Consider the following 13,851-nt stretch of genomic DNA (forward strand, 5'->3'; position numbering starts at 1 on the left):
GCCGCGCGGGCCTGGTGAGGGTCAGGCACGGGCTCAGCTGGCGACAAAGTGCGCCGCATCCATCACCTTCAGGTCTTGCGCCACCAGCGGTGCAAAGTCCATCTGGTCGAGGATGTCGCGCTGCAGGTCGATGCCCGGCGCGATTTCGAACAGCTCGACGCCCCGTGGCGTCAGGCGGAAGCTGCCGCGCTCGGTGAGGTAGAGCACTTCCTGCCCGCGCACCAGCCCCTGTGGTCCGCTGAAGGTGATCTGGTCCACCTTCTTCACCAGCTTTTTCACGCCGCCTTGCTGCAGCACGCGCATCTGGCCGTTGCCGGTCTGCAGCTTCACGCCCTTGGCGGCCAGCGTGCCGCAGAAGACGACCTTTTTCGCGTTCTGCGCGATGTCGATGAAGCCGCCGGGGCCGACGGTGACGCCGCCCAGGCGCGAGACATTGACGCTGCCTTCTTCGTCGAACTCGCCGAAGCCCAGGCAGGCCACGTCCAGCCCGCCACCGCCGTAAAAGTCGAACTGCGTGGCTGCGTCCAGCATGGCGGTGGCGTTGCGCGCGTAGCCAAACAGCACGCCGTCCATCAGCGTGCCGCCGTAGGTGCCGTGTTCGATGGTCTGGTAGATGCGGTGCTGCTCGTTGCGCGCCGCGATCAGCTTGGCCACCGCGTCGGGTACGCCCACGCCGTAGTTGATGACCGGACGCGCCTTGCCGGTGTTGAACAGCTCCACGTGGGCACGGCGGGCCACGGCCTGCCGTTCGCTGAAAGCTTCCTGTGAGGCGGCGAGTTCGCGTGCATGGTCTTCCGCTTCGCTGGCGTGGCGCGCGGCGCCAGTGAGTTCGCCGCTGAAGGCCGGGTCGAAGGGGATGTGATAGCTGGTCTGCTGCGCCGGGTCGACCACGATGGCGTCCACCCAGGCCGAGGGGATGCGCACCTCGCGAGCCTTGAGCGCGCCCTTGGGTAGCCGTTCTTTCACCTGCACGATCACCGTGCCCCCGCTGTTGCGCGCGGCCAGGGCGAGCGACTGCGCGTCGAGGTTGGCGGCTTCGTGTTCGAAGCTGATGTTGCCGTCTTCATCGGCCGCGCTGGCGCGCACGATGGCCACGTGGATGGGGAAGGGCTTGTAGCGCAGCCATTCGCGGCCGTCGATCTTGATCACCTCGGCGAGGTCGTCTTTCGCGGCATCGTTCATGCGCCCGCCGCCAAAGCGCGGGTCGCAGACCGTGCCCAAGCCCACGTGGCTGATGAGGCCGGGCCGGCCGGCGCCGATCTCGCGCATGAGCTGGCTGCTCACACCGCCGGGCAGGATGTAGGCCTCGATCTTGTTGCTGAGCGCCAGCTGCTGCATGGCCGGCGACCAGACCCAGTGCCCGCCGATGACCTTCTTCACCAGGCCTTCGTGTGCGAAGCAGTTCATGCCCTTGGTCTTCTTGTCGCCAATGCCCAGCGCGTGCATCACGGTCAGGTGGCGCGGTTGTTGTGTGGCGAGGTAACGCGCCTGCACCGCCTCGAACACGTGCGTGGCTTCCATCAGCCCGCCACCACCGCCCATCAGGCCCACGGTGTCGCCGTCTTTGATCAGGTTCGCTGCTTCGGCAGCGGTCATGAACTTGCTGTGGCTCATGGCGTGTCCCCGCTCAGCGGTTCACGTCGAAGAGCTGCGCGCCCTTCTTGAGTGCCGACTTGGCGATCACGCCACGGTGGATTTCGCTGGTGCCATCGAAGATGCGGTAGATGCGCGCGTCGCGGTAGTAGCGTTCGATCGCCAGTTCCTTGCAGAAGCCCATGCCACCGAACACCTGCACCGCGCGGTCCACCACGCGGCCCAGGGTCTCGGCCGCGTGCACCTTGACCATGGCGATCTGCTCGCGCGCGTCCAGGCCCTGGTCCAGCATCCAGGCGGCGTGGTAGACCATCCAGCGCGCGGCGTTGATCTCGATCACGCTGTCGGCCAGCATCTGCTGCACCATCTGAAAGTCGCCGATGCGGGTGTTGAACTGCTTGCGGTCGTTGGCGTAGGTCAGCATCAACTCGCACACGTGCGTGGCCTTGCCGACGGCGCGCGCGCCCACCTGCGCCAGGCGCACCACGTTGAGCGCGCCCATGGCGAGCTTGAAGCCCTGGCCCTGCTCGCCGAGCAGAGCGGCGTCCTCCAGCACCACGTTGTCGAAGAACAGTTCCAGGTGCGGCGTGCCGCGCAGACCCATCATGGCCTGGTCCTTGCCGACGGTGAAGCCGGGCAGGCCTTTGTCTACCATGAACATGCTGATTTCTTTCTCGCCCGTCTTGGCCGAGACCAGGAAGAAGTCGGACCAGAGGCCGTCGCTGATGAAGTGCTTGCTGCCGTTGAGCACCCACTGGCCTTGCGCGTTGCGCTTGGCGTTCGTCTTGATGCCCGCGGCATCCGACCCGGCGCCCGATTCGGTGATGGTGATGGCGCAGGTGCGCGTGCCTTCCACGGCGGGTTTGAGCCAGCGCTCGACCTGCTCGCCCTTGCAGTGCAGCAGCGGTTCGTAGACGTTGCCAAAGGCGCGGCGGATCAGCATGTCGCTGGTGTGGCCGAACTGCTCCTCACAGAGGATGCGGTCCAGGTTCGACAGGCCGCCACCGCCGAGTTCGGCCGGCATGTTGAGGGCGTACAGGCCCAGCTCCTTGGCCTTGGCGTGGATGCGGCGGGCGTCGGCCTCGGGCAGCGCGCCGGTGTTTTCCAGAGCGTCTTCCAGTGGGTGCAGTTCTTCGGCGATGAAGCGACGGATGGTGTCGATCATCATTTTCTGTTCGTCGTTGAGGGCGAAATCCATGGTGTGTCTCGTTGGGGTCGGGTGTGTTCAGCGGGGGGAGGTGAAGGGCAGGCTGGCGGCCAGGCAGGTGGCGGCCCATTGCGAGGGGTCTGCGTTCTTTTCGGCTTCGAGGTTCACCACCTCGACGCTCACCGGCAGGTCGGCGGGCAGGGCATCGAACAGCCCGCGCACGTCGATGGTCCCGTCCCCGGGCAGCAGGCGTTCGCAGCGCGCGGTGTGGATCATTTCTTCGGTGCTGAAGTGCGTGCCGGCCACGGCGTCGCAGATCTGCGCGTAGTGCAGCAGCTCGCGCGGGATGGCGCGGATGTCGTCCAGCGTGGTGGTGGAGCGGCCGAAGTGCAGCGCGTCGACCAGGATGCCGGCGTTGGCCGGCGTGCCGGCGTTCTGCACGATGCGCAGCGCACTCTTCGCGTCCTTCACTTCGGTCCAGGGCATGAACTCCAGGTCGGCCGTGAGGCCGTAGGGCGCCATCACCTCGCAGAGGCGTGCGTAGTTCGCCGTCAGGCGCGCCTCGTCGGGGTCGTCGCCCGCCACTAGGATGGCCTTGGCCTTGAGCGCCGCGCAGGCGTCGTACAGCGCGTCCCAGGTGTGGGGGTCGAAGGTCTCGCCGATGCGGATGATCTCGACATCGAAGATGCCCACACCGGTGTCGGCCATGGCGGCCTGCGTTTCGCGTAGCACATCGGGCCGGTCGATCAGGAACTGCTGCGGTGCTCCCGGCGCGTTGGGCCACAGGCGCAGGCCGACAAACTGGTAGCCCGTCGCGGCCGCCACGCGGATGGCTTCGGGCGGCGTGCAGCGGTGCGAACTCAGGTATGCAAGGGAATGAACACGGGACATGGTCAACTCACTTCAGAGGAGACACCGCGGTGGGCAGTGCGATGGTCGAGACCATGTCGGTCGTCAGGTGCGCCGGCCCACCCTTGGGCGGCCAGATGCCTTGCGCCACCGCATCGGCGCGGGCCTTGGACCGCGCGTCCAGCGTGGGGTAGGCCCAGATGTTGGTGAAGCGCAGCGGGCCGTCGAGCGCGACCATGGCGACCACGCAGGGCGAGAGCTGTTCGCGCGCCGGCACGTACTGTTCCCAGAGGTCAATGGTCGGCTGCACGCCGCCGGGCTTGATGCCGTAGGTGCGGATCTCGTAGACCGGGCCGGCGATGCCGCTCTCGGCGCTGGGCTGCACCGGCTTCATCCACGGGAAGCCCTGGTAGCTGTGCTGTTCGAGCTTCTGGAAGATCTCGCCACAGTTGAAAGGCGATGCGCTGTGCTGCGTGCGCTCGCGCTCGGCCTGCAGGTCGGCGAGCGATGAAAAACCGCGCAGCACGATCATCTGGTTGAGCACACCGATGTCGGTGAACCAGCAGGCCAGCAGCTCGCCTTTGGCCTCTGGAGCGGCGCAGAAGGTGTGCACGTTTTGAGCGACCGTGGCGGCGGTGCCGAAGGGAAGGGTCAGGGTGGCGAGTTCATAGAACATGGTGTGTCCTGGTGAGGTTCAGAGTGAAGGGGTGCGGCCAGCCGCGTGATGCGCGGCCAGCCAGCCAAACGTCATCGCCGGGCCCAGCGTGATGCCGCCGGCGGGGTAGTGGCCGGCCATCAGGGAATCCATGTCGTTGCCGCCGGCGTAGAGGCCGGGAATCGTTGCGCCCTGTGCGTCCAGTACCTGGGCCTGCGCGTTGACTTTCAGGCCAGAAAATGTGCCCAGGCTGCCCGCGACCACACGCACCGCGTAGAACGGCCCGCGTTCAATCGGTCCCATGCAGGGGTTGGGCCAGCCTTGTTCGGCCGCGAAAGGCGCGTCGCCCTGCATGCGGTTGTAGGGTGTCTCGCCCTTGGCGAAGTCTTCGTCTTGGCCGGCCAGGGCCATGGCGTTGTAGCGCTGCACGGTGCGTTCGAGGCCGTCGGCCGCGATGCCGCAGGCGTGGGCCAGTTCGGCCAGCGTGCGGCCGCGCTTCACGTAGCCGTTGGCCAGCATCGGTCCCAGCGGCATGGGTGCAGGCTTGGCGGCGCCCAGGCCGTAGTGGCGCATGAAGGCGTGGTCGCACACCAGCCAGGCCTGCACCGGCTGGCCGGCGGGTGTGGCGGCGATCAGCGCCTGCATCACGTCGTGGTACGAGTCGGCTTCGTTGGCGAAGCGTTGGCCGTCTGCGCGGACCATGATCAGGCCGGGCTTGGCGCGTTCGATCAGGTGCGGGAAGTGGGCGAACGTGCCGTCGCGCTGCGGCACGAGCGAGACGGGGGCCAGGGCCGCCGCCTGCAGACCGTCGCTGCCGACCCGACCGCCCGCGCTCTCGCCCAGGCGCAGGCCGTCGCCGGTGTTGCCGCGCGAGGCGGCGGACCAGTGTTCGGTGCCGGTGGGGGCGTGCGGCAGCAGGGCGCGCTTGCGCTCGGTGTCGTGCGGGAAGCCGCCACAGGCCAGCAGCACACCGCGGCTTGCATGGACCTCGACCGGGCCGGCGGGTGTGGTGAGCACAGCGCCGGTGACCCGCTCGCCATCGCGGAGCAGCCTGCGGGCAGGGCTGGAGGTGCGGATCTCGACGCCGGCCTCGAAGGCCGATGCCGCGAGCGCCGCCACGAGCGCGTTGCCGTTGACCAGGCGCATGCCGCGGCGATGCAGCAGCAGGTCTTTCCAGTGCGCGAGCACGCGCTTGGTGACGACCCAGAACGAGGCCGGCTTGCGCATCGCGTTGAGGAAGTGGCGAAGCTCGGCGCCGGAGGCGATGCCCATGCCCCAGAGGGTGGACTCGGCCAGCGGGGGCTTCAGGTCGGCGATGCGTTGTCCGAGACGGCGGCCGTCGAAGGGCGCAGCGCACAGCGAGCGGCCGCCGAGGGACGCGTGCGGTGTGCGGCCGTGGAAGTCGGGGATGGCGTTGCCGACGATGAAGCGCAGTGCGGTGTTCGTGCGGAAGAACTGAACCATCGCCGGCGCGGCTTCGAGGAAGGCGCGGGCTCGGGCCTCGTCGAAACGCTCACCGAGCTCGTGGCGCAGGTAGGCCAGCGGTTCGTCGACGGGTTCGACGATGCCCGCCTCGATTGCGAGCGGATTGCGCGGCAGCCACATCCAGCCGCCCGACCAGGCGGTGGTGCCGCCGAACTGCGGGTCTTTCTCCGCGACGATGACCTTGAGCCCAAGATGGGCGGCGGTCACGGCGGCCGAGAGCCCACCGGCCCCGGAGCCGATCACCAGCAAGTCGCAGTGGAGAGGGGACGAGGGTGACCGGTCGGGCATTGAAAAGGGTGAACGCCGTCAGACGGCGTAGATCGGCTTTCGGCTCTTGACGTCGCCCGGGGCGCCCGTCTCGGCCGTGAGGTTGAAGAAGGGCGAGGCCCCGCTGGCGGCGGCCAGCTGCTGCGCGACCGACAGCAGCTCGGGCGCCAGCGCCTGCATGCGTTCGAGCGTGAAGCGCACCGTGGGGCCGGCGATGGTGATGACGCCGATGGCCGGCTGGCCGGCAAAGCGCACCGGCGCCGAGATGGCCGACAGGCCCAGGCTGTAGGTGTCCACCGTGAGGCTGTAGCCGCGCTCGCGCGTCTCGTGCACGGCGGCCAGCACGGCCTGAAGGCTCGTCGGCGCGTTGGGGCCGAACTGCTCGGGCGCACCGAGGCCCTGCTTGGCCACCAGGGCCAGTGCGGCGTCGTCGCTGAGCGTGGACATCAGCGCCCAGCCGGAGGACGAGCAGGACAGTGTGGCGTCGCTGCCCATGTCCGGGTCGTAGCGCAGGCCCTGGCGCGCGCCCTGTGCACGCGCGACCCAGGTCAGGCGTTCGCCGTCCACCACCGACAGGCGCACCAGCTCGCCCGAGATCTCGGCCAGCTGGTTGAGCAGCGGCTGCGCGATGTCGACGATGCCGCTGTTGCTCAGGTACGAAAGCCCCATGCTCACCAGCTTGGTGGTCAGCAGGTACTCGCCGTGGCCTCGCGCCTGGCGCACATAGCCCAGACGGACCAGGTCGGCCAGCAGGCGGTGCACGCCGCTGCGCGGGATGTCGAGCCGGTCGGCAATCGCGGCGAGCTCCATGCCTTCGCCATGTTGCGACAGCAGTTCGAGGATGCCGAGGGTTCGTTCGAGGACGCCGTTCATGGTGGGTTCCGCTTCGTTCAGGGGGTCGAAACCGGACATGTTACGGACTGGCCGCTGGCGGCCGCGTCGAGCAGGGCTCGCGTGGCCTGCAGGGTGCGCAGGCCATCCAGCGCGCTGCACAGCGGCGCCTCTTCGCCGCGGATCACGGCGGCGAAATGTTGCAGCTGGCGCTTGTACGGGTCGGCCTTGAGGGCGGTGCGCTGCTCGCGCACGATGGGGTGGTGCCAGTGGCGCTCACCCAGGTAGCGCCAGAGCGAGAGGTCGGGCAGCGACAGCGAGCCTTCGGTGCCGGCGATGAACAGGGCGTTGACGTCCTGGCGCGGGTACTGGTCCTGCTCGCCGGCGCAGAAGTCCCAGCACCAGGGCGCGACGGCGGTGTCCGACAGCAGCACCGTGCCCAGCGCACCGTTTTCGAAGCGCAGCAGCGCGGCGGCCGTGTCCTCCACCGCAAAGCCGCGCACCGCGTTGCTGGCCAGCGCCTGCACCTGCTCGATCTCGCCGCAGAGGAAGCGCAGCATGTCGATCTCGTGGATCAGGTTGATCAGCACCGGTCCGCCGCCCGGCTCGCGCCGCCAGGCCATATCGAAATAGCCCTGCGGCTTGTAGAAGCAGGCCATGGCGTTGGCGCCGACGAGGCGGCCGAGCTTCCCGCTGGCGATGGTCTGGCGGGCCTGCTGGTTGATGGGGTTGTGGCGGCGGTGATGGCCCACCAGCACCGGCACGCCACTGCGCACCTGGGCGTCCACGAGTTGCTGCGCCTCGGCCACGCTGTCGGCCAGCGGCTTTTCCACCAGCACGGCGACGCCACGGGCCAGGCAATCCAGCGCCATGGGCACGTGTTGCGGGTTGGGCGTGGCGACGATGGCGCCCTGTGGCTGGAAGCGATCCAGAGCGCTCACATGGTCCGGCGCCCAGGGTGCGCCCAGCGATTCTGCGAGCGCGCGACCGGCGTCCGACGGGTCGGCGATGCCGGCCAGCGCCAGGCCGGGTGTGCGCCGGATGCGGTCGATGTGGGTGCGGCCGATGGCGCCGGCGCCCACAACCAGAAGTCGGGTGGTGTCCATGTGCGGTGTTTGTCTCCGGCCCGAAGTCTAGTCAAAAAAAGAACAACATTCAATACTTGAACACAATTCCACTTTTGCATATGATCCAGGTCAACTACCCGATCCACCCGAGATCCGAGCGAGACAGATGACGCAGAACCTCAGCGGCGCCACGCGCCTGCACTACATCGTGGGCGACCCGATCGCCCAGGTGAAATCGCCTGCGGGCGTGACCCAGTCCTTCGCCGACCATGGCCGCGACGCGGTGTGCGTGCCGGCCCATGTGTCGCCCGCGCACCTGGCCGACTGGGTGCGCGGCGCCTCGCTGGCGCAGAACGTGGACGGCATCATCGTGACGGTGCCGCACAAGTTCGCCTGCACCGACCTGTGCGCCACCACCTCGGACCGCGCCGCCTTCCTGCACACGGTCAACACCATGCGCCGCAACGCCGACGGCAGCTGGCACGGCGACATGTTCGACGGCCTGGGCTTCGTGACGGCGATGCAGGACAAGGGCTGCCAGCCCGCGGGCAAAAAGGCCTTGCTGGTCGGCGCCGGCGGCGCCGGCTCGGCCATTGCCTACGCACTGGTCATGGCCGGTGTGAGCGAACTGGCCATTCACGACCCCGACGACCAGCGCCGCGGCGCGCTGGTGGACCGACTGGGCGGTCTGGGGAGGTGCCCAGTCACCCACGGCAGCGCCGACCCAGGCGGCTTCGACCTGGTGCTCAACGCCACGCCGGTGGGCATGAAGGAGGGCGATCCGTACCCGCTGGACGTGTCGAAACTGGACCCGTCCATGTTCTGCGGCTGCGTGATCACCGCCCCGCCCGTCACGCGCTTCATCGCCGTGGCGCGCGAGAAAGGCTGCCCCACCATGACCGGTGCGGACATGTTTGCGCGGGTCCGTGACCTGATGGTGGACTTTCTCCTGGGCCAGTGACCATGCAAGTCCTGAACCCGTTGAACCAGCTTCCAGCCAATGCGACCTTTGACCTGGTCGTGGTCGGCGCGGGCGGTGCGGGCATGGCCACCGCGCTGTTTGCCGCGCTGGATGGCAAGAAGGTGCTGCTGGTGGAGCGCACGGAATTCGTGGGCGGCACCACGGCCTGGTCGGCCGGCACCACCTGGGTGCCGGGCACGCACCATGCGGCGAAGGTGAATCCCGGCGATACGCTGGCCGACGCGGCGCGCTACCTCACCAACGCCATCGGCGAACGCACGCCAGCCGCGCTGCGCCAGGCCTTTCTGGACCACGGTGCGGAGGCGATCCGGCAGATCGAAGAGCGCAGCGAGGTGAAGTTCCGCCCCTACGCCAAACACCCGGACTACATCTCCGACCTGGGCGGCTCCACACTGGCCGGCCGCGCGCTGGAGCCCGTGCCCTTCGACGGTCGCCTGCTGGGCGACCTGTTCAAACTCGTGCGCCCACCGATCCCCGAGTTCACCGTGCTCGGCGGCATGATGGTTGACCGCACCGACATCAACCACCTGCTGGCGCTGACGAAGTCGTTCGCCTCGTTCCGGCATTCGCTCAAGATCATTGCGCGCCATGGCCTGGACCGGCTGAGCCACCCGCGCGGCACGCGCCTGGTGATGGGCAATGCGCTGGTCGCCCGGCTGCTGTATTCGCTGTCGAAACAGACCCAGGTGACGCTGGCGCTGAACACTTCGGTGGAGCGTTTCGAGCGCGATGCCAAGGGTGTGCGCGGCGTGGTGCTCAAAGGGCAGGGTGGCTCGCGCAGCGTCACCGTCTCGGGCGGCGTGGTGCTGGCCAGCGGTGGCTTCAACCGCCACCCGGACCTGCGCGCGCAGCTGCTACCCGGCGCCGACATGGCCTGGTGCCCGGCCGCGCCCGGCCACACCGCCGAGGCGCACGCGTTTGCCAAAGAGGCCGGCGCGGTCTACGGGCAGGGCGCGCTGAGCAATGCGTTCTGGGCGCCGGTCTCCCTGCGAAAACGCGCCGACGGCAGCACCGCCGTGTTCCCCCACTTCGTGATGGACCGCGCCAAGCCCGGCATGCTGACCGTGAACAAAAAAGGCGAGCGCTTCGTCAACGAAAGCACCTCCTACCACCTGTTCGGCATGGCCATGCAGGCCACCGGCTCTGTACCGGCGTACCTGGTCTGCGACGCGGCCGCGCTGCAGAAGTACGGCATCGGCATGGTGCGCCCTGGCGCCAGCCCCAAGGACCTCGCGCCTTTCCTGGCCGACGGCTACCTCACGCAGGGCGCGACGCTGAACGAACTGGCCAGCCAGCTGGGCATCGACGCTGCCGGCCTGAAGGCCAGCGTGGACGAGATCAACCGCTGCGCCGAGACCGGCGTGGACCCGCGCTTCCACCGGGGCGAAACGGCCTACCAGCAGAACATCGGCGACGCCACCGCGGGCAGGAAGAACCCCAACCTGGGGCCGCTCAAGACCGCGCCGTATTTCGCCGTGAAACTCCACCCCGGTGACATCGGCGCCGCCACCGGCTTCGCCACCGACGGCAACGCCCGCGTGCTCGATGCCAGCGGCCAGGCCATCCCCGGGCTCTACGCCGTGGGCAACGACATGCACTCCATCATGGGCGGCGTCTACACCGCGCCGGGCATCACCATCGGGCCGGGCCTGGTGTTCGGCTGTCTGGCGGCGCGGCATGCCGGTGCACGGTCTCAGGGGAAACCCGGCTTCTGATCGATAGTCGATCATTCATGTTCATTTATCGAACCTCTGAGGGGGCTTTCACATGGACCACCCCCGGGCACGGTCCTACATTTCCAACCCATGAGTCCGGGTCACAGGGCTTGCACTTTCATCCAACCGAAGGAGACATCTGATGCAGCAGTTCAAACGTCAATTCCTGGGCGCGGCCGTCGCGGCCCTGGCCACGCTGGGCTTCAGCGGCCTGGCCCAGGCCCAGGGTTACCCGGAGCGCGACGTCACGGCCGTGATCCAGTGGGGCGCCGGCGGCGGCACCGACGTGGCCATGCGCGGTTACGCGCCCTATGCCGAAGAGGCCCTGGGCAAGAAGATCGTGCTGCAGAACAAGCCCGGCGCAGCCGGCGTGATCGGCGCCAACTTCGTGCTGCAGCAACCGTCTGACGGCTACACCATCCTCATGGGCGCCGAGCCGCAGGCCCTGTACCGCGTGATGGGGGTGGCCGAGTTCGACTACAACGAGTTCTACCCGATCAACATCGCCGCCGTGGCCAACACCATCCTGCTGGTCGCCAAGCCCGACGCGCCCTGGAACAACATGCAGGACCTGCTGAGCTTCGTGCAGGCCAACCCCAAGAAGGTCAAGCAGTACCTGGCCGGCCAGGGCACCGTGCCGTTCACCATGAACGCCATGATGAGCACGCTGACCAAATTCGAGACCATCAACGTGCCGTTCGACGGCGACGGCCCGGCCATCGCCGCGCTGCAGGGCGGCCACGTGGACATCGGCTTCATCGCCTCGGGCGCCGCCATCGAACACGTCAAGGCTGGTCGCCTCAAGGCCCTGGCCGTGGTGGACACCAAGCCTTACCAGGGCATCGCGCCCGTGACCGACGCGCCCTCGCTGCGCGGCATCAGCAAGTACCTGCCCTGGGGTTCCTGGTACGGCGTCTTCGTGAAGAAGGACACCCCGGATGCCGTCAAGGCCAAGCTCGTGGCCGCGTTCAAGAAGGCCGGCGACAACCCGCAGTACCGCAAGATGATGGAAAGCCGTGGCACCACCATGCTGAACATCAGCGGTTCCGAAGCCGAAGCCTTCATCAAGAAGTTCCAGTCCACCACCGCCTGGCTGTACCAGGGCGCCGGCGCGGCCAAGAAGAACCCGGCCGACCTGGGCATTCCCAAGCCCTGATCCCGCGGGCGCACAAAGACGGTCTGAGGCGAGGGGTCGCCCAGACCGTTTTTTTCACCCTTTGATCACCACAACGAGGAGAACACCATGCACACCAGCCACCCGCGGCTGCCCGGTGAACTGACCTTCATGGCCTTGGTCGTGCTGTTCAGCGCGTTCATGCTCTGGGCGTCGTACAACATTTCCCGCTTCGACTCGCTCTCGTCGCCGGGCTTCTTTCCCATGCTGTGCGCGGCCACCATGCTGGTGACCGGCCTGATGAGTCTGGTCAAGACCGCCCGGTCGAAGCTGGCGCTGGAGCCCAACCAGACGGTCTTCCAGCAGTTCGTGCAGAAGCTGGCGCCGCTGACGCTGGTGCTGTTCACCGTGCTGATCGTGGCCTACATGCTGCTGCTGGAAGTGCTGGGCTTCATCGTCGCGTCCTACCTGTTCCTGCTGCTGTCCATGCAGGTGCTGGGCAGCAAGCGCTTCGGTCTCAACCTGGTGATCAGCGCCGTGGTGCTGGCGGCCATCTTCATCGTGTTCCAGACGGCCTTCTCCGTGGTGCTGCCCGCCGGCAGCCTGGTCGGCCCCTACCTGCCGGAGTTCCTGAAATGATGGAAGCCATCGGATATTTCTTCATGTCCTGGCTGGACGTGAAGATGCTGCTGCTGACGGCACTGGGCACCTTTGCCGGCATCTACATCGGCGCCATCCCGGGCCTGTCGGTCACGATGGCGGTGTCCATCCTGATCTCGTTCACCTTCAAGTGGGACGTGAACCACGCGCTGGCGCTGATCTCCGGCATCTACCTCGGTGGCGTGTACGGCGGCTCGCGCAGCGCCATCCTGCTCAACATTCCTGGTGCTCCGTCGGCCATCGCCACCGGCATGGACGGCTACCCGCTGGCCAAGCGCGGCGAGGCCGGCCAGGCCATCGGCCTGACCACGGTGATCTCGGTCTACGGCGGCTTCATCGGCATCCTGGCGCTGGCCGTGGCCGCGCCACTGGTGTCAGACCTGGCGCTCATGTTCGGCCCGCGCGACTACATGCTGCTGGCCATCTGGGGCCTGCTGCTGGTGGGCAGCCTCTCGGGCGAATCGCTGGCCAAGGGCATCTTCTCGGGTGCCCTGGGCGCGCTGATCGCCTGTGTGGGCCTGGACCCAATGACCGGCGAGAACCGCCTGACCTTCGGCAGCATGCAGCTGTCGGCCGGCATCGCCTACGTGGCCGCCATGATCGGCTTCTTCGGCGTGTCGGAAGTGATTGCGCAGATCCACGAGCTCAAGCTCACGGCGATCAAGCAGAACGTCAGCAAGATCATTCCGTCCTGGAGTCTGGTGCGCAAACACCTGGGCCTGGCCACCCGCACGTCGAGCATCGGTGTGGTGGTGGGCGCCTTGCCTGGCGCGGGCGGCGACATCGCGGCGCTGATGGCCTACGACCACGCCAAGCGCACGGTGAAGAACCCCTCGCGCCCGTTCGGTGAAGGCGCCTACGAAGGCCTGGTGGCCCCCGAGTCGGCCAACAACGCGGCCGTGGGCGGCGCCTACGTGCCCATGCTCACGCTGGGCATTCCGGGCGACGCGGTCACGGCCGTGATCATCGGCGCGCTCTACATCCACGGCCTCAAGCCGGGCCCGATGCTGATGATCGAGACGCCCCACCTGTTCTGGTTCATCGTTGGCTCGCTGGTGCTGGCCAACCTGTTCCTGCTGGTGTTCGGCCTGACCGGCATCAAGATCTTCGCCAAGATCGTCGAGACGCCCAAGCCGGTGCTGCTGCCGCTGATCCTGGTGCTGTCGGCCGTGGGGGCCTACGCCATCAACAACAACCCGGTGGACGTGTACTGGATGCTGGGCTTCGGTCTGCTGGGCTACTTCCTCAAGATGTACGGCTTCCAGGTGGGGCCGGTCATCCTGGGCATGATCCTGGGCCCCATCATGGACCGCAGCTATCGCCAGGCCATGCTGTCCAGCGGTGAAGACTTGGGCGTGTTCGTCAGCGAGTTCTTCACCACGCCGCTGTCGGCGATTCTGTTGGCCTGTGTGGTGCTCACCGTCGTGAGTCAGGCCGACTGGTGGAAGCGGCTGAGGAATCGTTAACCTCCTGCGCGGCTGCGCCG

12 protein-coding genes are annotated in these 13,851 nt (G+C 67.7%); 5 read left to right on the forward strand and 7 right to left on the reverse strand.

Features of this window, described 5'->3' with window-relative positions; genetic code table 11:
- Positions 1-33: 33 nt before the first annotated feature.
- Genes ACFOPI_RS17410 through ACFOPI_RS17440 form a run of 7 tightly spaced genes read right to left on the reverse strand, consistent with a single transcriptional unit; the run spans position 34 to position 7,933 of the window.
- Positions 34-1,614: an acyl CoA:acetate/3-ketoacid CoA transferase gene (locus tag ACFOPI_RS17410; protein WP_382176507.1), complete on the reverse strand. Its 1,581-nt coding sequence runs from the start codon at positions 1,612-1,614 to the stop codon at positions 34-36.
- A gap of 13 nt (positions 1,615-1,627) precedes the next feature.
- Positions 1,628-2,791, reverse strand: coding sequence for an acyl-CoA dehydrogenase family protein (locus ACFOPI_RS17415; RefSeq protein WP_382176509.1), 1,164 nt, complete (start codon positions 2,789-2,791; stop codon positions 1,628-1,630).
- Positions 2,792-2,818: 27 nt separating this feature from the next.
- On the reverse strand, positions 2,819-3,631 hold the full coding sequence (locus tag ACFOPI_RS17420) for a sugar phosphate isomerase/epimerase family protein (protein ID WP_382176512.1): 813 nt from the start codon (positions 3,629-3,631) through the stop codon (positions 2,819-2,821).
- Positions 3,632-3,638: 7 nt separating this feature from the next.
- Entirely contained in the window at positions 3,639-4,265 is a 627-nt protein-coding gene (locus tag ACFOPI_RS17425) for an NIPSNAP family protein (RefSeq protein ID WP_382176514.1), read from the reverse strand.
- Positions 4,266-4,283: 18 nt separating this feature from the next.
- Positions 4,284-6,017 carry an FAD-dependent oxidoreductase gene (locus ACFOPI_RS17430; RefSeq protein WP_382176517.1) on the reverse strand — a complete coding sequence of 578 codons (1,734 nt, stop codon included), beginning with the start codon at positions 6,015-6,017 and terminating at the stop codon, positions 4,284-4,286.
- An 18-nt stretch (positions 6,018-6,035) separates the two neighbouring features.
- Positions 6,036-6,869 carry an IclR family transcriptional regulator gene (locus tag ACFOPI_RS17435; protein ID WP_382176520.1) on the reverse strand — a complete coding sequence of 278 codons (834 nt, stop codon included), beginning with the start codon at positions 6,867-6,869 and terminating at the stop codon, positions 6,036-6,038.
- A gap of 17 nt (positions 6,870-6,886) precedes the next feature.
- Positions 6,887-7,933: a Gfo/Idh/MocA family protein gene (locus tag ACFOPI_RS17440; RefSeq protein WP_382176522.1), complete on the reverse strand. Its 1,047-nt coding sequence runs from the start codon at positions 7,931-7,933 to the stop codon at positions 6,887-6,889.
- 127 nt (positions 7,934-8,060) lie between these two features.
- On the opposite strand from ACFOPI_RS17440, the gene ACFOPI_RS17445 reads away from it, so the two are divergent.
- The 5 genes from ACFOPI_RS17445 (at position 8,061) to ACFOPI_RS17465 (ending at position 13,831) form a co-directional block, all read left to right on the forward strand.
- Positions 8,061-8,855, forward strand: coding sequence for a shikimate dehydrogenase family protein (locus tag ACFOPI_RS17445; protein WP_382176525.1), 795 nt, complete (start codon positions 8,061-8,063; stop codon positions 8,853-8,855).
- Positions 8,856-8,857: 2 nt separating this feature from the next.
- The gene (locus tag ACFOPI_RS17450) at positions 8,858-10,591 is read left to right on the forward strand and encodes an FAD-dependent oxidoreductase (protein WP_382176528.1); all 1,734 of its coding nucleotides are present in this window, start codon (positions 8,858-8,860) and stop codon (positions 10,589-10,591) included.
- Positions 10,592-10,733: 142 nt separating this feature from the next.
- Positions 10,734-11,747 carry a Bug family tripartite tricarboxylate transporter substrate binding protein gene (locus tag ACFOPI_RS17455; RefSeq protein WP_382176530.1) on the forward strand — a complete coding sequence of 338 codons (1,014 nt, stop codon included), beginning with the start codon at positions 10,734-10,736 and terminating at the stop codon, positions 11,745-11,747.
- A gap of 87 nt (positions 11,748-11,834) precedes the next feature.
- Complete coding sequence (locus ACFOPI_RS17460) at positions 11,835-12,344, forward strand: tripartite tricarboxylate transporter TctB family protein (RefSeq protein ID WP_382176533.1); 510 nt, start codon at positions 11,835-11,837, stop codon at positions 12,342-12,344.
- On the forward strand, positions 12,344-13,831 hold the full coding sequence (locus ACFOPI_RS17465) for a tripartite tricarboxylate transporter permease (protein WP_382176536.1): 1,488 nt from the start codon (positions 12,344-12,346) through the stop codon (positions 13,829-13,831). The genes ACFOPI_RS17460 and ACFOPI_RS17465 overlap by 1 nt, the downstream gene beginning before the upstream one ends.
- Positions 13,832-13,851 lie beyond the last annotated feature (20 nt).

Origin of the sequence: Hydrogenophaga luteola (assembly GCF_042648585.1) — a bacterium.
Classification (GTDB): Bacteria; Pseudomonadota; Gammaproteobacteria; order Burkholderiales; family Burkholderiaceae_C; genus Hydrogenophaga; species Hydrogenophaga luteola.